Origin of the sequence: Lysobacter sp. Root983, assembly GCF_001429345.1 — a bacterium.
In the GTDB taxonomy this organism is placed as follows: Bacteria; Pseudomonadota; Gammaproteobacteria; order Xanthomonadales; family Xanthomonadaceae; genus Lysobacter.
The window spans coordinates 409,963-428,942 of sequence record NZ_LMJO01000016.1 but is presented as its reverse complement, the minus strand read 5'-3'; the positions used below and the strand labels follow the sequence as shown (position 1 = coordinate 428,942).

At 68.5% G+C, this 18,980-nt stretch carries 13 protein-coding genes; 8 read left to right on the top strand and 5 right to left on the bottom strand.

The features are described 5' to 3' along the window. Positions 1-151 precede the first annotated feature (151 nt). Positions 152-2,056 carry an alpha/beta hydrolase gene (locus ASE43_RS14020; protein WP_157499937.1) on the top strand — a complete coding sequence of 635 codons (1,905 nt, stop codon included), beginning with the start codon at positions 152-154 and terminating at the stop codon, positions 2,054-2,056. A gap of 406 nt (positions 2,057-2,462) precedes the next feature. On the opposite strand, the gene ASE43_RS14015 is transcribed toward ASE43_RS14020, so the two are convergent. The 3 genes from ASE43_RS14015 to ASE43_RS14005 form a co-directional block, all read right to left on the bottom strand. Then, positions 2,463-4,481: a multicopper oxidase domain-containing protein gene (locus ASE43_RS14015; protein ID WP_057160911.1), complete on the bottom strand. Its 2,019-nt coding sequence runs from the start codon at positions 4,479-4,481 to the stop codon at positions 2,463-2,465. A 288-nt stretch (positions 4,482-4,769) separates the two neighbouring features. Continuing rightward, positions 4,770-6,203: an XVIPCD domain-containing protein gene (locus ASE43_RS14010; protein WP_057160910.1), complete on the bottom strand. Its 1,434-nt coding sequence runs from the start codon at positions 6,201-6,203 to the stop codon at positions 4,770-4,772. Positions 6,204-6,218: 15 nt separating this feature from the next. Continuing rightward, entirely contained in the window at positions 6,219-6,716 is a 498-nt protein-coding gene (locus ASE43_RS14005) for a hypothetical protein (protein ID WP_157499935.1), read from the bottom strand. Positions 6,717-7,015: 299 nt separating this feature from the next. Between ASE43_RS14005 and ASE43_RS14000 the strand changes: the two genes are divergently transcribed. The 3 genes from ASE43_RS14000 (at position 7,016) to glnE (ending at position 13,255) form a co-directional block, all read left to right on the top strand. Next, positions 7,016-8,620, top strand: a complete 1,605-nt coding sequence (locus ASE43_RS14000; RefSeq protein ID WP_057160908.1) for an NAD(P)/FAD-dependent oxidoreductase — start codon at positions 7,016-7,018, stop codon at positions 8,618-8,620. Positions 8,621-8,939: 319 nt separating this feature from the next. Further along, positions 8,940-10,289, top strand: coding sequence for a S8 family serine peptidase (locus ASE43_RS13995; RefSeq protein ID WP_162258795.1), 1,350 nt, complete (start codon positions 8,940-8,942; stop codon positions 10,287-10,289). 134 nt (positions 10,290-10,423) lie between these two features. After that, positions 10,424-13,255 (top strand): bifunctional [glutamate--ammonia ligase]-adenylyl-L-tyrosine phosphorylase/[glutamate--ammonia-ligase] adenylyltransferase, encoded by a 2,832-nt coding sequence (gene glnE, locus ASE43_RS13990; protein ID WP_057160906.1) that lies wholly within the window; start codon positions 10,424-10,426, stop codon positions 13,253-13,255. Positions 13,256-14,018: 763 nt separating this feature from the next. Here glnE and ASE43_RS13985 read toward each other — a convergent pair. Together ASE43_RS13985 and ASE43_RS13980 are read right to left on the bottom strand one after the other, a co-directional pair. Next, a complete protein-coding gene (locus ASE43_RS13985; protein WP_057160905.1) occupies positions 14,019-15,083 on the bottom strand; it encodes an IS30 family transposase in 1,065 nt (354 codons plus the stop codon). A 330-nt stretch (positions 15,084-15,413) separates the two neighbouring features. Then, the gene (locus tag ASE43_RS13980; protein ID WP_057160904.1) at positions 15,414-16,367 is read right to left on the bottom strand and encodes a mitochondrial fission ELM1 family protein; all 954 of its coding nucleotides are present in this window, start codon (positions 16,365-16,367) and stop codon (positions 15,414-15,416) included. Positions 16,368-16,511: 144 nt separating this feature from the next. On the opposite strand from ASE43_RS13980, the gene ASE43_RS13975 reads away from it, so the two are divergent. The 4 genes from ASE43_RS13975 (at position 16,512) to ASE43_RS13960 (ending at position 18,954) form a co-directional block, all read left to right on the top strand. Beyond that, positions 16,512-17,099: a malonic semialdehyde reductase gene (locus ASE43_RS13975; RefSeq protein WP_056180267.1), complete on the top strand. Its 588-nt coding sequence runs from the start codon at positions 16,512-16,514 to the stop codon at positions 17,097-17,099. Between the two features lie 75 nt (positions 17,100-17,174). Continuing rightward, entirely contained in the window at positions 17,175-17,768 is a 594-nt protein-coding gene (locus ASE43_RS13970) for a YceI family protein (protein ID WP_056180264.1), read from the top strand. A gap of 5 nt (positions 17,769-17,773) precedes the next feature. Further along, positions 17,774-18,478: a pirin family protein gene (locus ASE43_RS13965; RefSeq protein WP_057160903.1), complete on the top strand. Its 705-nt coding sequence runs from the start codon at positions 17,774-17,776 to the stop codon at positions 18,476-18,478. A 275-nt stretch (positions 18,479-18,753) separates the two neighbouring features. Then, entirely contained in the window at positions 18,754-18,954 is a 201-nt protein-coding gene (locus tag ASE43_RS13960) for a zinc-finger domain-containing protein (protein ID WP_056180259.1), read from the top strand. The last annotated feature ends 26 nt before the right edge of the window (positions 18,955-18,980 follow it).

Genomic DNA, 18,980 nt, shown 5'->3' with positions numbered 1-18,980 from the left:
GCGGAGTCTACGTGAAGACCGGGCGGTCCAGCCGGTGCTTCCCGGCCGGCTTGGACCGCTTGGCGGGTCGGCGGCCGATGGGCGCCGCGCGCGTTTACCGCCGCCCTCGCATAAGCGGACAATGGCGGCCTGATCCAGCAACGGAGGCGGGATGCGATCCAGCCGGCGGTACTTGCAAACGATGGTGCTGGCCCTGGCCTGGCTGCTGCTCAGCGGCTGCGCGGTGGTCTCGGTCAAGCAGCACACCGCCGACGATGCCGCGATCGCGCGTCGCGCCGACGTGCTCAGCAGCGGCAAGCTCAGCACCGACGCCACCACCTCCCTGGCCGCGGCCGGCCTGGACAGTGGCGCCTGCACGCGCGATCCCGCGCCTTGCGTGCAGCAATTACGCGCCGCCGTGCCGGTGGAGGCCTGGCTGGCCACCGCGGCGGAATTGCAGCTCGCGCGCCTGCAATCGGACAAAGAGGCGCAGGCCACGGGTGCGCCGCTGCGCACCCAGCTGGCGGCCGATGCCGCGCGCTGGTCCTACGCCTATCTGTTCCTGACCCCGCGCACGCCCGAGCAGCGTGTGTTCGAATCGCGCCAGCAGCGCGTGCTGGCGATCTACAACCGGGCGGTCGAGCTGCTGGCTCAGGCCACCTTCGAGGCCAGCCGCGCCGAAGGCGGCGTCGGCAGTTCGCCGGTGCGGGTCGGCGAGTTGGAGACCACCGTGGTCCTGCACGGCTTCGAAGCCAGCCAGCTGGGCACCCAGCCCGACGAACTGCTGGCCTCCGACACCCTGGGCTTCGACAACCTGCGCGCGGTGTATCGCCGCGACGGTTTCGGCTCCAGCCTGGTCGCGGTGTATCCGCGTCCGCAGCGCGACCCCGATCAGGCCCAGGTCGCTTACCGCGACACCCGCTACCTGCCGGTGACGGTGACCGTGCGTTTTCCGGGCGACAGCCTGGACGCGGTGCTGGCCAGCCGCCAGCTGCGCGTGGACGCCTATAACCCGTACCGGATCGACAGCGAGACCATCGCCGGGCGCACCGTGCCCCTGGCGGCGAATTTCTCGGCCGCCTACGGTGTGTGGCTGGCGCGTTCGGACCTGGCCAAGCTGAGCCTGGCCAGCCTGCTCAAGCCGCGCCAGAGCACGGTGTTCAAGCCGCGCGTCTATCTCAATCAGCCCTACGATCCCGACAAGCGCGTGATCGTGCTGGTGCATGGCCTGGCCAGCAGCCCAGAGGCCTGGGTCAACCTCGCCAACGAATTGCTGGGCGACGACGAGCTGCGCGACCAGTACCAGGTCTGGCAGGTGTTCTATCCGACCAACCTGGGCCTGCTCGCGAGCCGGCAATCGATCGACGCCGCGCTGCAGGCCACCTTCCGCCACTACGATCCGGACGGCGACGATGCCGCCAGCCGGGATGCGGTGCTGGTCGGGCACAGCATGGGCGGGGTGATCGCGCGCCTGCTGGTCAGCGACAGCGGCGAGCGCGTGCTCGACGCCAGCCTGGCCTCGTTCTCGCCCGAGCAGACCGCGCGCCTGCGCCAGGAGCCGCTGGTGCGCGGCCTGACCGTGTTCGCGCCGATGCCGCAGGTCGGGCGCGTGGTGTTCATGGCGGCGCCGCATCGCGGTGCCGGCGTGGCCGACGGCTGGGCCCTGCGAGTGGTGCGCAAGCTGATCGGGCTGCCGTTCGAGGTGCTGCGCGAAACCGCCGAACTGGCGCAGCGCGCCGACGTCGATGAGCAGGCGCTGCAGAAGGTCGGCTTCCGTAAGGGACGGCCGCCGACCGGTCCCGACGATCTGAGCCCGACCTCGTGGTTCATGCGCATCACCGCCGGAGTGCCGATGGAGCCCGGTTTGCCGTTCCACACCATCGTCGGCCGCAAGGACCCGGCACTGCCGCTGGCGCAGTCCAGCGACGGCTATGTGCCTTACGCCAGCGCGCACCTGGACGGCGCGGTCTCGGAACTCGCGATCACCTCCGGCCACAGCGTGCAGGAGACCCCGCAGGCCATCATCGAACTGCGCCGGATCCTGCGCGAGGACGAGCGCGCGCACGCAAAGCCCTGAGGCGGTAACGCTCGCTAGACATGCGCCTCGCGCCGGCGCGGTTGCCACCGCACCCCGGCATACGCCGAAACAAGCGCACCGCGTTCGTAGGATGCGGTGAGCCACAGGCGAACCGCATCATCGCCATGCACCGAACCCCCGCGCCGGTGCGGTTGCCACCGCACTCTACGACTTGCGCCGAAACAAGCGCGCCGCGTTCGTAGAATGCGGTGAGCCATAGGCGAACCGCATCATCGCCATGCACCGAAACCCCACGCCGGTGCGGTTGCCACTGCACCCTACGACTTGCGCCGAAACAAGCGCGCCGTGTTCGTAGGATGTGGTGAGCCATAGGCGAACCGCATCATCGCCATGCACCGAAACCTCGCGCCGGTGCGGTTGCCACCGCACCCTACGGCGCCCGGCCTCAATGATGCCGGCTGCTGTCGATCCCGCCGCCCTTGCCGTCCGGCACCAATACGCGCACGTTCTGCATCATGCCCTGGTCCTCGTGCTCGAGGATATGGCAATGCAGGACATACTCGCCGATGTAGCGCTGGTAGCGGGTGCGCACGAACACGCGATAGCCCTTCTTCACGAACAGGGTGTCCTTCCAGGTGCCCTTGGTGTTGGCGTATTGCGGGTCGTTCTTCTCGCCGCTGACGCTGACGTCCTGGCCCTGCGGGTCGAGGATGCGCGAGACCTGGAACGGATTGACGTGGATGTGGAAGGGATGGCCGCCGAGCTCCGAGCGCAGTTCCCATTCCTCGACGTTGCCCAGGATCAGGTCGCGCGATTTGCTCGGGTCGTAGGGGTAGCCGTCGACCATGTACACGTTCGGGATCCGGCTGCCGTCGATGTTGAACACCAGGTCCTGCTTGCCGGTGAGTTCGCCGTCGCCGATATCCGGGTGCGGCACGAACGCGTCCAGGCGCAGGCCGTCGCGCAGCGCCGCGACGATGCCGGCGCGCAGGTCGGTCGGCATCTGGGTTTCGGCGGCCGCGACCAGGCGATCGGTCACGTAGGGCCGCAACTGCGCGATCGGCGCGCCGCTGCCCGCGGCCACGGTGGCCACGCCCAGCAGCTGGCGGTCCTCGGCGGCGTTGAGGATGCTGGCGCTGGCCGGCGCGGCGGCGTCGATCACGCAGTACTGGCCGGCCTTGGGGAACACGACCAGGGCGTCGCTGCGATAGCCCGGCTGCAACACGTTCTCCGCTTTCTCGATCGCGCGCGCATGGCTGAGGCCGTCGGCCGCGACCTCGAACTGCGGCACCACCGGGCCGGTGCAATTGCGCGCGACCCAGTTGTCCAGCGCGGTGCCGGACAGGCCTTCCAGGCTGCCGGGGTTGGCGCGCAGCTCGCGCAACTGCAGGTTGATGGTGTCGCGCACGCCCGCGTGCAGCAGGCGCCAGCGCTCGATGCGGCCGGCGACCAGGCCGGTGAAGGTCGGCAGCACGTCGCCGTTGATGCTGGTGTGGCGCCCGGACTGCACCCAGGTGTCGATCTTGGCGCCGGGCTCGAAGCCGAACTGGTCGTAGCCTTCGATCTCGCCGACATCGCCGGGGTCGCAGACCCAGGCCACGGTCTCGCCGGCGGCGTTCTTGCGCACCTTGATCTTGCCGGTGGCCTTGTCGCGACAGGCGTAGGCGACCTGCTGGAACAGCAGCACGCGCTCGGGCAGGGCGCTGCCGTCGGGCTCGCGCAGCAGGGTGTCGAGATCGCCGGTGCGGCCCGGCGCGGGCAGGCGGTTGCCGCGCACCAGCAGCGCGCCGGCCATGCCGCTGGACACCTGTAGCGCGGTCGAGCCGTGCAGATGCGGGTGATACCAGTAGGTGCCGGCCGGATGGTCGGCGGGCAGGTTGTATTCGTACTCGAACTTCACGCCCGGTCGCAGCGTCAGCAGCACGTTGTCGCTGTTGCCGGTCGGGCTGACCCACAGGCCGTGCGAGTGCAGGTTGGTGGAGTTGAAGCAGTGCGGGATGTTGATGTCGGAGTGCGCGCAGTCCTTCTGCTCGGGCAGGCTGTTGTCCAGGCGGATGCGCACGGTCTCGCCGGGCGAAGTCACGATGGTCGGCGCCACGAAAGGCACGTCAGGATGGGTGCCCGGGCTTTGGTAGGAGCGCAGGTTGACCTCGTCGTAGCGCTGGCTCTCGGGGTTCCAGATTCGCGAACGGGTATAGACGATACGCAGGTCCAGCTGGGCTTCGTGGGTGTCCAGCGGCTGCGCGCCCTTGGGCGTCAGGCTCAGCAGCGGTTTGGCGGCGTCGCCGGAGCGCAGCATGCGCGCCATCACCGGCTGATCGAGATCGCGTTCGTCCGGCGCGGTGTCCTGCGCCGTTGCGAGCGGCGCGAATGCGAGCAGGCAGAGTAAGGGCAGAGCGGTGGCCTTGCGCTCGCGCCGCGCGCGGCCGAGGCCCGGAATCGAGTCCAGGGAAATGCGTTCCATGCGTCGGTGCTCCTGATGGCGGAGTGGATGTGCCATCCGAGCATATAGCCGGCCGTGAACCCGCGCACTGGCGTGTATTGGCGACGCGCTTGCGTGCGCGCAGGTGCTGCGCTGCCGCAATCGGTGCCGTGCTGCGCGAGCGTAATCGCGGGATTCGCCGCGCACTCACGCGCAGGCGCGTCGCGCGCGGGCGATGCGCAACGAGCGGAGAACGTCGGGAACGCGCAGACGCGCGTCCCCGCCGCGCCGACCGCCGATGCCGTGGCACCGACGGACGGTCGGTCCGCCTTACATCGACTGCGCCTGGCGCTGTTCCTTCAGCGGCGCCGGCTGGGCCGGGGTCTGGCCCTGGTTGAGCGCGTCGAGCTGGCGGAAGGATTCCTCGGCCGACGGCGCCTTGTCGGTGGGCACGCCGACGCGCACATGGGCCGGGTCGCTGAGCCCGCCCTGGACCAGGAACGCGGTTTTGCCGACTTCCTTGGTCACTGGGTCGACGCTGAGGGCGACGTGGTCGGGGCTGGTGATGCCGTTGCGCTTGCCCTCCACGGTCATGCCGGCGGCGATGCGGTCCAGATCGCCCTCGGACATGCTGCGGCCGTGGCGCGCGAACTCGCCTTCGACCTTGTCGCGGATGCCGGTGAACAGCTTGTGGTCGGCATGCTCGGCGCTGCGCGGATCGACGCGGATGTGCGAATGCGTGTCCTCCAGCAGCTTCTCCAGCGGCGAGTTGATCGGCACCGCCGTGTGGGTGGTCTTGGTGTGGTCGAAGTGACCCGGCTTGGGCGTGCTGGTGCTGATGTCGACGTAGGCCTGACGCCCGGCCGAATTCGCGCCCAGGTCGATGCCGTTCTGCTCCATCAGGCTCTCGTTGAGCTTGAGCTGGGTCATGTTCAGATGCACCGCCGGCTTGCTGCCATCGGCGGTCTTGCCGTGCGCGTGCTCGAGCTGGCTGATGTAGCTGACGTAGCTGGCGCCGTAGTAGTTGGCGTAGTCGGAATTGCCGTTGTGGCCCAGACGCGCCTGCGAGCCGGGCATGTCGAAGTAGTACTTGCCCATCGCCTTGATGTTGTCGGCGCTTTGCGCCATCGACAGGTCGGCGCCGACGGTGAGGTCGGGCTTCATGGCGTAGGTGAAGTTGGGCGCGGTGCCGCTGCGGTTGATGAAGTCTCCGGCGCGGCCGGGCGATTTCAGGTAGACGTCCTCGAGCGTGGCGGTGGGCTTGGCCTGACGCACGTTGCCGACCAGCGCGTTCCAGCCGGCGATGTGGGCCTTGGCCTCGTCGTCGCGGTTGGTCTGGATCATCTTGCCGACGATCGTGGTGTAGTCGTGCACCGAGGCCGGGCTCTTGGCCATCGCCGTGGCTTCGGTGGCGAAGGTCGACAGGGCGGTGGCGCGATCGGTGCGGAAGTAGCCGTGCTGCACTTCATGGCCGAGCACGAAGGTCATGTTGCCGGCGTTGTAGCTGCCGCCGGGCGCGTTCTCCAGGCCCTTGATCGGCAGCAGCATGGTCTGGTCGCCGCTGCGGTAGGCGCCGCCGGCGTGCGGGTCGGTCAGCGCGGCGAAGCCCTTCAGGTGGCCCTTGGTGACGACGTCGTTGAGCTGCGCCATCAGGGCCGGCGAGCCGTTGATCGTGGCGGTGAGGTTGGTGACGGCTTCGGCGCTGACGCCGGACTGCTTGCCGAAATCGTCGATGAGTTTCTGCAGATCTGCACTGATAGGCATGACGGGATCCTTCCCTTACTCGACCGTGATCATCTTCACGCAGTGGTGGGTGGTCTTCTCCGGCGTTTCGCTGGATTCGCCCTCGATATAGACCTCCAGCGACAGCGTCGGACGCTGGAACCGGTAGTGGTCGACCCGGCCGTGTTCGCCGTAGCTGACGCTGTCCTGGAAGCCCATGCCCTTGAGCGCTTCGGCGTACTGCTTGAAGTCGACGCCGCAGATCGCGCTCATCGGCGCGTTGCCCTCGCCGGTGCGCGAGAAGTCGAAGATCAGCTTGTTCCTGTCGGCGCCGTCGGGCTTGGTCACGTACAGGTTGTAGGCCCAGTCCGGGGTCAGCTGGGCGCCGGTGCCGAACGAATCGGCGCGGCCGGCCGCGCGCTGGATCGCCAGGCCGGTCTGCTGTTCCACGTATTCGGGGGTGAGCTGATCGCTGGACTTGAGCCCCTCGATCAGCTTCAACACGCGCCGGCTGATGTCGTCGGCGGTGAGCTGGGGGGTGGCGGTGGTGGTCATGGATTCCTCCTTGATGGACGTCTTGTCTGTAGGCTCGCTCTGCGACACATGCGCGCAGGCGGCCAAGGCGAGGCTGCTCAGCGGCAGCGCGCACCAGGTGATGAGGGATGCGAAGGGGGAAGTGCGGCGGGGCGGCGGCATGGCGTCTCCTCCTTGGACGCTGGGGACTTCCCAGTTATAGAACATGCGTTGACCCCTAACAACGACAGAACCGTGTCGCGCAGGACAGGCGAAACCGTCTCTGGCCTGGACGCGATCCGGCCTGCGTTGCCAGTGCAGAACCCGACGAGGAAGCGCGTATGGCCCGCACGCCCCTGTACTCCTTATTGCGCCGCGCGGCCCGCATCGCGCGCGCGTCCCTGCATGCGCGCCAGCCCCTGGACGAGCTGCAGGCCTACGCCGACGAGCGCCGCACCGACCTGCGCCGGCGCCGCCTGCTGCAGGGCGCGGGCGCCGGCCTGGTGCTGGCCGGTTGCGCGCAGGCGCCGCCGCGCGCACTGCTGCCGCCGGACGAGGAGGTGGTGGTGGTCGGGGCCGGCATCGCCGGCCTCACCGCGGCCTGGCGGCTGCGCCAGGCCGGCGTGCGGGTGCGCGTGTTCGAGGCCCAGGGCCGGGTCGGCGGACGCATGCTGAGCCTGCGCGATCATTTCCCGGACGGCCAGGTGATCGAACTGGGCGGCGAATTGATCGACAGCAACCATCTGCGCATCCGCGCGCTGGCCGGCGAGCTCGGTCTGGCCCTGGACGACTTGCTGGAAGGCGATGCCGGCACCGACCGCTGGTACTTCGACGGCCGCCGCATCGACGAGCGCGAACTGGTCGAGGCCTTCGTGCCGGTCGCCGCCTTGATCGAGCGCGACCTCGCGCGCCTGGGCGACGGCGACATCACCTACCGCGACGCCCAAGGCGCGCAGGTGCTGGACGCGCTGTCGATCGCGCAATGGCTGGATGCGAACCAGGTCGGCGGCTGGCTGCGCAAGCTGATCGACGTGGCCTACACCACCGAGATGGGGCTGGCGATCGAACAGCAGTCGGCCTTGAACCTGCTGACCTTCATCGGCACCGACGACAACGCCTTCGCGGTGTTCGGCGAAAGCGACGAGCGCTTCCACGTGCGCGGCGGCAACGACCTGATCGTGCAGCGCCTGGGCAGCAAGCTCGAGGACGCGGTCGAGACCGGGCAGGTGCTGGAATCGGTGCGCGCGCAGGCGCGCGGCGGCTACACGCTGTCGTTCCACGCCGGCGCCGGCTCGCGCCAGGTGCAGGCGAAGCAGGTAGTGCTGGCCCTGCCGTTCACCCTGCTGCGTCAGGTCGCGATCGAGGCCGAGCTGCCGCCGGTCAAACGCCGCGCGATCGATACCCTGGCCTACGGCAGCAACGCCAAGCTGATGATCGGTTACGACCGCCGGGTCTGGCGCGAGCACGGCGGCAACGGCGCCTCGATGAGCGACCTGAGCTATCAGACCAGCTGGGAGACTTCCCGCAAGCAGCCCGGCCGTGGCGGCGTGCTGACCAACTTCACTGGCGGCCAGCACGGCATCGACCTGGGCCAGGGCACGCCGCGCGAGCAGGCGCAGGCCGTGACCGAGGCCTTGGAGCGCGTGTTTCCGGGTCTGCTGCAGGCACGCGCCGGCCAGCGCGAGGCGCGTTTCCACTGGCCCAGCCACCCCTGGACCCTGGGCAGCTACGCCTGCCTGCGTCCCGGCGATTGGACCGGTCTGCGTGGGGCCATGGGCGAGTCGGTGGGCGGCCTGCATTTCGCCGGCGAGCATTGCGCGCTCGACACCCAGGGCTTCATGGAAGGCGGCTGCGAATCGGGCGAGACCGCCGCGCGTGCGGTCCTCGCCCAGCTGCGTCTGAGCCAGTTCCGGCGCGGGCCGAGCCCTATTCAGGTAACTGCCTGAATCCCGGGGCTTTTTGAACTGGCGGGTATCGTTTTGCAGTGCAGCGTGCAAAGGGGATAACGTTTCCTTCACGATCGCCCCGCATCCCGACGTGGGGGAGGGAGCAGGCCCGCAACCGGTTCGACCGGGGCGGGCTTTTTTATTGCCCGCTAGTTCGCGTTCCACCTCCATCCGCAAGCGTCGTGCCGGCTCCGCGCGACAGTCGGTGGCCGTTTTCGGCCGCAAATCCGTGCCTTGAGACCCCTTCCGCATGGGCCTACCCTGCTTCGGCATGGGGGAAGACCGTGACGCAAGTCACTCTTATCCAGGAGAAGGGGTTATGAAGCGTTGGACATTGGCTGTGTGCGCGGCCGCGTTGGCTGCGGGCAATGCGCATGCGGCGACTTACGTCGTACAGGCGAAAGCGCAGAACTTCAGTCCGGCCCTCGCCGCCAAGATCGCCGCCGCCGGCGGTCAGGTGAAGGCGCGCTATGCGCAGATCGGCGTGGCGATCGTCGAGGCCGACGACAGCTTCGCCGCGCGCGCGCTGCAACTGGGCGAAATCGAATCGGCGTCGCGCGACCAGGTCTTGCAGTTCGAACAGCCGACCGTGGTGAGCGGGCTCAGCCTGGGCGAGAACGCCGCCAGTCCGCCCAACACCGGCGACAACGACACCCGCTTCGACCTGCAGTGGGGGCACACCGCGATCCGTGCCACCGACGCGTGGGCGCGCGGCTATCGCGGCGCCGGCGCGGTGGTGGCGGTGCTGGATTCGGGCGTGGACTGCACGCATCCGGACCTGGTGCCCAACCTTCTGATCAATCTCAACACCTCCTTCGTGGCCGGCGAGGGCGCGTGCGCGACGCGTCCGTTCCCGGCCTTCAACCACGGCACCCACGTCGCCGGCACCATCGCCGCCGCCGACAACGGCATCGGCATCATCGGCGTGGCGCCCTCGGCCAAGTTCTTCGCGGTCAAGGTGCTGTCCGAGTTCACCGGCAGCGGCAGCTTCGCCGGCATCCTGCAAGGCATCCTCTACGCCACCGACAACGGCGCCGACGTGATCAACATGAGCCTGGGCGTGTCCGGCGGCCTGCCGATCGCCGCCGACACCAAGGACCTGATCAAGGCGATGCAGAAAGCGGTGCTGTACGCGCGCCAGAACAACACCATCGTGATCGCGTCCACCGGCAACGACGCGATCGACTTCGATCGCGCGGTCGATGCCGACGGCAACCGCCTGATGTCGTTCCCGGGCGGCGTCGACGGCGTGGTCGGTATCTCCGCGACCGCGCCGATCGGCTGGGCGCTGAACTTCGATACCAACCTCGACATCCCGACCAGCTACACCAACTACGGCAAGCACACGGTCCACTTCGCCGCGCCGGGCGGCGACTCGGTGTATCCGGGCAACGAGAACTGCACCGTCGCCGGCCTGTTGCGGCCGTGCTGGGTGTTCGATCTGGTGTTCAGCGACAGCACCGGCGGCTTCTCCTGGGCCGGCGGCACCAGCATGGCCTCGCCGCACGCGGCTGGCATCGCCGCGCTCATCATTGGCGCCAACGGCGGCGATCTGCAGGTTTCGCGGGTGGAGAACGCGCTCAGGCAAGGCGCGGCCGACCTGGGCACGCACGGCGTCGACGAGTTCTTCGGCCAGGGACGCGTGAACGCCAACGATTCGCTGCGCTAAGCAGCCACCGCGCAGGGGCGCCGCGACCGATGGTGACCGGTCGCGGCGATGCGAACGCCCGTCGCGCCTGCCGCGGCGGGCGTTCGCTGTTTGCGCGCTACTGAACGCCGCGGCCGCCATGCCATCATCGCAGGATGTCCGCAACCGTCTCCATGCCCTCCGACGCGACCGAGCGCGCGCTTGCGCGCCTGCGCGCGTCCGCGCCCGAAAGCGCCGCCGCGCTGTCCGATCCCGAGCTCGCCCGACGCGTGGCCCGGGTCGCGGCGATCAGCGATTTCGCCATCGACACCCTGGTGCGTCAGCCCGCCTTACTGGCCGCGCTGGCCGGCGACGACGGTGCCGAGCCCTGGCCCTTGCCCGAGTTGCGGCCGGAGCAGCGCGCCGACTGGGGCAGCCTGCTGCGTCGCTATCGCGCAGCCGGCTCGACCCGCCTGATCTGGCGCGACGCGCTGGGGCTGGACGAGGTCGACGCCACCTTGGCCGGCAGCACCGCCCTGGCCGAGATCTGTCTGCAGCGTGCGGTGGACGCGCTGGAAGCCGAGTTCGCCCAACGCTACGGCGCGATCCGCGACCGCGACGGCCGGCTGCAGCGGCTGGTGGTGTTCGGGCTGGGCAAACTCGGCGGCGGCGAACTCAACTTCAGCTCCGACGTCGACCTGGTCTACGCCTACGAACACGACGGCAGCACCGAATACGACGGCCGCGACCCGGCGCGCGCGCTGGACGCCGAGAACTATTTCGCCAAGCTCGGCCAGCAGCTCGCGCGCCTGCTCGACGAGGTCACCGCCGACGGTTTCTGCCACCGCGTCGACCTGCGCCTGCGCCCCTACGGCAATGCCGGCCGCCTAGCCTGGTCGTTCGCGGCGATGGAGCAGTATTTCCAGCGCGAAGGCCGCGACTGGGAACGCTACGCCTGGCAGAAGGCGCGTCCGGTCGCCGGCGATCTGGACGCCGGCGAACGTTTTCTGGAAGCGTTGCGCCCGTTCGTGTACCGGCGCTACCTGGATTTCGGCGCGCTCGACGGCTTGCGCGCGATGAAGGCGGCGATCAGCGCCGAAGTCGCGCGCAAGGAACTGGCCGACGACATCAAGCGCGGGCCGGGCGGCATCCGCGAGATCGAGTTCCTGGCCCAGGCCCTGCAACTGATCCGCGGCGGCCGCGAGCCCGAATTGCGCGGCAGGCGCTTGCTGCCGGCGCTGCGCGAGCTGATCGCCCAACGCCAGATCGGCGAAGCCGCCGGGGCGGCCCTGATCGACGACTACCGTTATCTGCGGCGGCTGGAAAACCGCCTGCAGATGCTGCGCGACGCCCAGACCCACGCCTTGCCCGAGGGCGAGGACGACAGGCTGCGAATCGCGCGGGGGCTGGGCTACGCGGATTGGGACGGGCTGCGCGCCGAACTCGATCCGCGCCGCGCGCGCGTGACCGCCGAATTCGACGCCCTGCTCGCACCGCGCCGGCGCACGGTCGCGCCGAACGCGCTGACCGTGTATTGGGGCGCGTTGCCCGAGGCGGGATCGGCCGAGGTGCTGGCCGACGCCGGTTTCGAGGACGCGACCGCGGCCGACGCCATGCTGCGCGATCTCGCCCGCAGCCCCGGCGTGCGCGGCTTGTCGGACGGCGCGCGAGCGCGCCTGGATCGCGTTCTGCCGGCATTGCTGCAAGGCGCGGCGGTGTCCTCGCAACCGATGCTGGCCTTGAAGCGTCTGCTCGCGCTGCTGCACAACATCCTGCGCCGCAGCGCCTACCTGGCCCTGCTCGACGAACAACCGGCCGCGCTGTCGCGTCTGCTGGAGGCCGTGACCCGCAGCGCCCTGCTGGCCGAACGTCTGGCTGCGTATCCGCTGCTGCTGGACGAACTGCTGGACGCGCGCGTGGCCGGGCCCTTGCCGGGACGCGCCGAATTGATCGCGGCCTGCGAGGAGGTCGACGAGGGCGACGACACCGAGGCCACTCTGCAGGCCTTGAACGAGGTGCGTCAGGCGTTGAGTTTCCGCATCGCCCTGGCCCTGCGCGATGGCCGTCAATCGGCCGAGGAGAGCGCGCGCCAGCTGGCCTGGCTGGCCGACGGCGTGGTCCTGCGCGTACTCGCGCTGGCCGAGCGCGATATCGCCGCCGCGCATGGGCGCGTGCCGGGGTCGCGCTTCGTGGTGCTCGGCTATGGCAGCCTCGGCGGCGAGGAACTGGGCTTCGGCTCCGATCTGGACCTGGTGTTCCTGTACGACGCGCCGCGCGCGGACGGCACCTCCGTGGAGGGCATGCAGTCCGATGGCGCGCGGCCGCTGGACGCGGTGCGCTGGTTCGCGCGCCTGGCCCAGAAGGTGGTCGCGCTGTTGGGCGCGGTGACCGCGGCCGGGCGCTTGTTCGATGTCGACGTGCGCCTGCGCCCGGACGGCGCCAAGGGCCTGCTGGTGTCGTCGTTGACCAGCTTCGCCGACTACCAGCGCGAGCGCGCCTGGACCTGGGAGCACCAGGCGCTGGTGCGCGCCCGCAGCGTGGCCGGCGATCCGGGGCTGCGCGAGGATTTCGAGCGCGTGCGCGCGCAAACGCTGGCCAGCGCGCGCGATCCGGCCAAGGTGCGCGAGGACGTGGGCGCGATGCGCTTGCGCATGCGCGCCGAGCTGGACCGCAGCGATGCGGCGGCGTTCGATCTCAAGCAGGGCGAGGGCGGCCTGGTCGATCTGGAATTCCTGCTGCAGGCCTTAGTGTTGCGCGAGGCGCAAGCGCACGCGGCCTTGTTGACGCCGCGCGATACGCCGGGGCTGATCGGGATCGCGCAGTTGGTCGGGGTGTTGGACGAGGTCACCGCGACGTCGCTGCGTTCGGCGCACACGACCTTGTTGGCGCGAGGCTTGGATTGCACTTTGGATCGGCGTGCGCGACGGGTGGCGCCGGACGAGGCGGTGGAGGCGGCGCGTGCGGCGATACGCGCGGCGGCGAAGGCGCAGGGCTTGGCGTTCGACTGAAGAGCTTGCTTGGGTAGCCGATCCCATCCTCCGCGGTTCCGCGCGCTCTACGTTGTCATCCCTGCGGAAGCGGGCTCCGCTTTACTTCGGCGTAGCCGAGCATGCAGCGCCTTCGGCGCTCTCCTGCAGGCGCTTGGACATGATGCCTTTGCTGTTGCTCGTCATCCCCGCGAAAGCGGGGATCCAGTGTCTTTGGCGCCTTCCTACAAGCAAGTCCCATCCTTTGCTTTTGACTCCCTCCTTTGTAAAAGGATGAAGCTGCGCGGCTTACGAACCGCAGGTTCGTGCGCGGCTGAACGCCGGCAGGCTATGCCTGCTGGCCGGGCGGGTTGGGGAGGATTTGCTGTTGCTTTGCTTTCGTCTTTTCTGACCGAAGGTCAAAGGCTTCCGCCTGCTGCGCATACGGGTCACTTTCTCTCGCTTCTAGCTCCCTCCTTTGTAAAAGGGTGAAGCCGTGCGGCTTACGAACCGCAGGTTCGTGCGCGGCTGAACGCCAGCAGGCTGTGCCTGCTGGCCGGGCGGGTTGGGGAGGATTTGCTGTTGCTCTGCTTTCGTTTTTTCTGACCGAAGGTCAAAGGCTTCCGCCTGCTGCGCATGCGGGTCACTTTCTCTTTCTCCTAGCTCCCTCCTTTATCAAAGGAGGGTTGGGGAGGATTTGCTGTTGCTTTGCTTTGCGCGGGTTCTTCACGGAAGTCAAAGGCTTCCGCCTGCTGCGCATGCGGGTCACTTTCTCTTGCTAGCCCAAGAGAAAGTAACGGCGGAGTCAAGATAGAAGTGCACCATCGATCCGATCCGCTAGTTCGTGATGACCTAACAGGCGCATGAACATCTCCGCTGGACAGTGGTAGCCCAGCGTGGCGCGGGGGCGATGATTTAAACGTTGGGCGATGGCGTCGAGTTGCTGCTGGCTGTAAATCGACAAATCCGCACCCTTAGGCAAGTACTGCCGCAGCAAACCATTGGTGTTCTCGCAAATTCCGCGCTGCCAAGGGCTGCGCGGATCGGCGAAGTAGATCGCCACTCCCGTGCGCTGCGACAAGACCCGATGCAGGGCCATCTCCTTGCCTTGGTCGTAGGTCAGGGTTTGGCGAGCGTGGACGGGTAGCGGTTTCAACGCGTGGGTGAAGCCATCTAGGGCATGCAATGCTGAACATCCCTCCATACGCGCCAAAATCACATACAGCGTGGTGCGGTCAACCAGAACGCCGACTGCAGATCGGTTACGCGCGCCCTTGATGAAATCCCCTTCCCAATGCCCAGGCGCCAGACGCTCCTCGGCTTCCGGCGGACGAACATGGATGCTAGGCAGATCCGCGAGCTGGCCGCGTCGGTTCGCGCCTTGCCCGCGAGGGCGACGTGCGCATTTGTGCTGGCGTAACAGCTGCACCAGCTCTCGCCGCATGGCACCGCGCGGCGTGGCATAGATGGCGGTGTAAATCGTCTCGTGTGACACGTGCTGCGTCGGTTGATCTGGGTAGAGTCGCCGCAGTGTGCGGCTGACCTGTTGTGGTGACCAGCCCTGCCCCAGGAGGCGGCAGACCTGCTGCCACAGCGGCGAATCTCGACGCAGCTTGCGGGATCGGCATGGCTTGCGTCGCAATCGCAGCGCCCGTTGACCGGCCCGTGTGCCGTCGTAGGGCAAACGGGGGCGGCCCATGCGGGGTTGGGCCCAGGGGTCAACGTGGCCATTGCGGCGCAGCTCACGCACCACCGTGCTGCTGGAGCGCCCAAGCACCATCGCAATCGCCCGGCCACTGTGCCCTTGCGCCTTCATCGCCATGATCACACCGCGCTCTTCGGCGCTGAGATGGCTGTATTCCTGACCCATGTCGCCTCCAATTCAAGTGATGCACTTGAGCTTAGAGACCGCCAACCAAAGAGAAGGGCTAGCGTGACCAACCCTCCCCTGCGAGTTCGGTGCGTACGCCGGGATTTTTCGAATGGACATCCCTGTCCATTCGAAAAACGGCGCGCGTCCTGCGCGCCGCCCTACGGGTCTGCGGCTGTCTGTGTGAGTGCGTTGCTTTTGGACTTCAATGCCGCGGCAACGGCAACGGCAACGGCAACGGCAATCGCAGTCGCGGCTGCGTGAAAGACGGCACTCGTAGGATGTGGTGAGCCGCAGGCGAACCGCATCGTCGCGTAGCGCATCGTTGCGCTAAGCGCCTAACCCCAGACGCCGTCGCACCTCGTCCGCGATGCGCGCCGTTTCGCGTAGCGGCGTGACCGCATAAGGCGCGAGGGTATTGGCGACATCGAAGCGCCGTGCCCGCGCGCTAGCGAGCAAAGCGTCGACGAAGCGGCGCGGGCGGCCGCTGAGCGCGTCGATGCCGGCGATGTACAACGGCATCGTGGTCGCGGCCGCTTCCGACAACAGATTGACCGAATCGGCCGTGCAGACCACGCGGTCCGCCCAGCCGAGCAGGCCGGCGTAGGGATTGGCGCCGTCTTCCGGGCCGGCCCAGACCACGCCGGGCACGTGCGCGAATCGCGCGCGCAACTGCTCGCGCACCATCGCCGGCGTGCGGCGCGACGCGGTCGCGAGCACGCTGCCGCCCTCGCGTTCCACCAACGCGGCGACGCGCGCGATCAAGTTTTCGAACATGCCCGCATCGAACGCGGCATGCGCGCTGGGGCCGCCCAACAGCAAGGCCGTGCGCGGCGCGGGCAGGGCGCCGAAGGCCGGGAAGGCGCTGCGCGCGGCGGCCAGCCAGAGGTCGTCGACCGGATGCAGGCTGCCGAGTGGGGACAGGCTGTTGGCCGCGCGCAAACCGTCGTGTTCGGGCGCGATCACCAGATCCCAGTGGCGGCTGTCGATGCGCGGATCCAGGATCTGCACCGCGTGCGCGCCACGCAGGCGCAACAAGCGGGTCGCGAGCGCGGCCTGGCGCCCGCAGCCGATCGCCAGCGCCGGCGGCGCCGCCAGCACGCCCGCGAACGCGGCACCGAACGCGCGCGTGGCGCCTGGCAGGCGCCGCGGCGCGGCCCAGGCCCAGGGCGCCCGCGCTTCCAGCACGAACTCGCGCGCCGGCCGGCCCAGCGCGGCCGCCAGCGCCTGGGCCTGACGGACGTTGCCGGCATGTCCATCGGTCAGGACCAAAGTGTCATCCATGGTTGTAACCGAGCTTGAAGGCGTCTTTTGTTGCACTGGTGCTATCAATCCGTTCCGGCGATGGCGGCGTTGCTTAACGGCCCGGACTCTACACTTCTCCCCTTGGCCGCGGCGCTCCCGCTCCGGCACCCCTTGGAGACTCCGATGTCCTCGACCTTGTCCGATGCCGCACTGGACCAGCTATTCCGTACCGCCCGCACCCATAACGAGCTCGGCGGCGAGGTCAGCGACGATACCCTGCGCGCCCTGTACGACCTGATGAAGTGGGCGCCCACCAGCGCCAACATGTCGCCCGGCCGCTACGTGTTCGTGAAGTCGGCGGCAGCCAAGGAGAAGCTGCGTCCGGCGCTGTCGGAAGGCAACCTGGAAAAGACCATGAAGGCGCCGGTGACGGTGATCGTGGCCCACGACGAGGACTTCCACGAGAAGCTGCCCTACCTGTTCCCGCACACCGACGCCAAGGCCTGGTTCGACGGTCCGCGCGAAGGCCGCAGCGCCGCCGCGTTCCGCAACGGCAGCCTGCAGGGCGCCTATGTGATCCTGGCCGCGCGCGCGCTGGGCCTGGACGCCGGCCCGATGTCGGGTTTCGACAACGCCAAGGTCGACAAGGCTTTCTTCGCCGGCACGCCGATCAAGTCCAACTTCCTGATCAACCTCGGCCACGGCGACGCTTCCAAGCTGTTCCCGCGTTCGCCGCGCTTGTCGTTCGACGAGGTCGCGCAGATCCTGTGATCCGCGCCGGTTTCGTTTTCCCGTAGTACGCCCCGCACAGACCGGCCTTAGGGCCCCACCCGGAGATTTCCCGCCATGAAGCGCTTCCTGCTCGCCGCCGCCGTCGCTCTCGCCTTCGCGGGCGCCGCCACGGCCGCTCCGCTGACCTACAAGATCGATCCCAACCACACCGACGTCGTCGCCGGCTGGAGCCACTTCGGCTTCTCCAACCCGGTCGCCCACTTCGGCCAGGTCGACGGCAGCATCACCTACGATCCGGCCAAGCCGTCGGCGTCCTCGGTCGAGGTCACCATCCCGCTGGCCGGGCTGAACTCGCACGTCGCCGCATTCGACGAGCACCTGCGCAGCGAGGATTTCTTCGACGCCGCCAAGTACCCCAACATCACCTTCAAGAGCACCAAGGTCGAGGCCGCGGGCGAGAAGAAGCTCAAGGTCACCGGCGACCTGAGCGTGCACGGCGTGACCAAGTCGGTGGTGCTGGACGTGACCATCAACAAGGTCGGCGAGCAGCCGATGGCCAAGCGCGCGGCGGCCGGCTTCGACGCCAGCACCACCATCAAGCGCAGCGAGTTCGGCGTGGGCAAGTACGTGCCCAACGTCAGCGACGAGGTGACGATCCACATCACCACCGAAGCCATCGTGCCCAAGCCGGAAGCGGCGAAGCAGTAAGCGCCATGATCGTCGAACGCCCTTCCGCGAGCCGCGGCCGCGTCCAGGCCGGTTGGCTGGACAGCCACCACACGTTTTCCTTCGGTGGCTATTACGACCCGGCCTGGATGGGCTTCGGCCCCTTGCGCGTGATCAACGAGGACCGCGTCGCTCCCGGCGCGGGTTTCTCGCCGCACCGCCACGCCAACATGGAAATCCTGAGCTATGTGCTCAGCGGCGGTCTGGCGCACAAGGACAGCACCGGCGGAGGCGGCACCATCCGCCCCGGCGAACTGCAGTGGATGAGCGCCGGTCACGGCGTCGAGCACAGCGAGTTCAACGCCTCCGAATCCGAGCCGGTGCATTTCCTGCAGATCTGGATCCAGCCCGACCGCCTCAACGCCCAGCCCGCCTATGCCCAGCGCGAGGCGGGTGTGCGCGGCGAGGGCTGGAGCCTGCTGGCCTCGCCGGACGGGGCCCAGGGCAGCATCGCGATCCGCCAGCAGGCGTGGTTGTACGGCGCGCGTCCGGTCCAGGGCGAAACCCTGCAACATGAGCTCGATCCCGCACGCCTGTACTGGTTGCATGTGGCCGAAGGCGAGGTCGAGGCCAATGGGCGCCGGCTGCAGGCGGGCGATGCGCTGGGGTATCGGGAAGAGGACGGTGCTTTGAGCATCGTTGGGCTCGGTGCCGAGGCGGCGAATGTGTTGTTCTTCGATTTGCCGGTGTAGTAAACCCTAGCCCCTTCTCTCTGTTCCCTTCTCTCGCACCCTCGGGAGAAGGTGCCCGCAGGGCGGAGGGTCCGGGATGAGGTTTGAGCTGCGCGGTCGCGCCGGACCCTCACCCCAACCCCTCTCCCGCAAGCGGGAGAGGGGCTCAGTTCCACTAGCTCTTGGTCTTCTCTTCTTTTTCTGGAAAGGCGCTGTCCAAAGGGCAGATGAAGGCCGGAATCGCCCACCCCGCACCTGCTAAACTGCGCGTCCGCGTCGCCACTCGTCGTTCCGTCATGACCGCAGCCAACGCCCATCCCACCCAGGCCAACGCCGAACAGCGCTACACCGTCACGCGCGCGGACCTGCCTTTGAGCTGCCCGCTGCCGTCGATGGCGCTGTGGAATTCGCATCCGCGCGTGTACCTGCCGATCGAGGCCGAGCGCGAATGCCAGTGCCCTTACTGCGGCGCGCTTTTCACCCTGGTCGACGACTGAGCCCGCGCGGCCACGCCGCAGGTTCC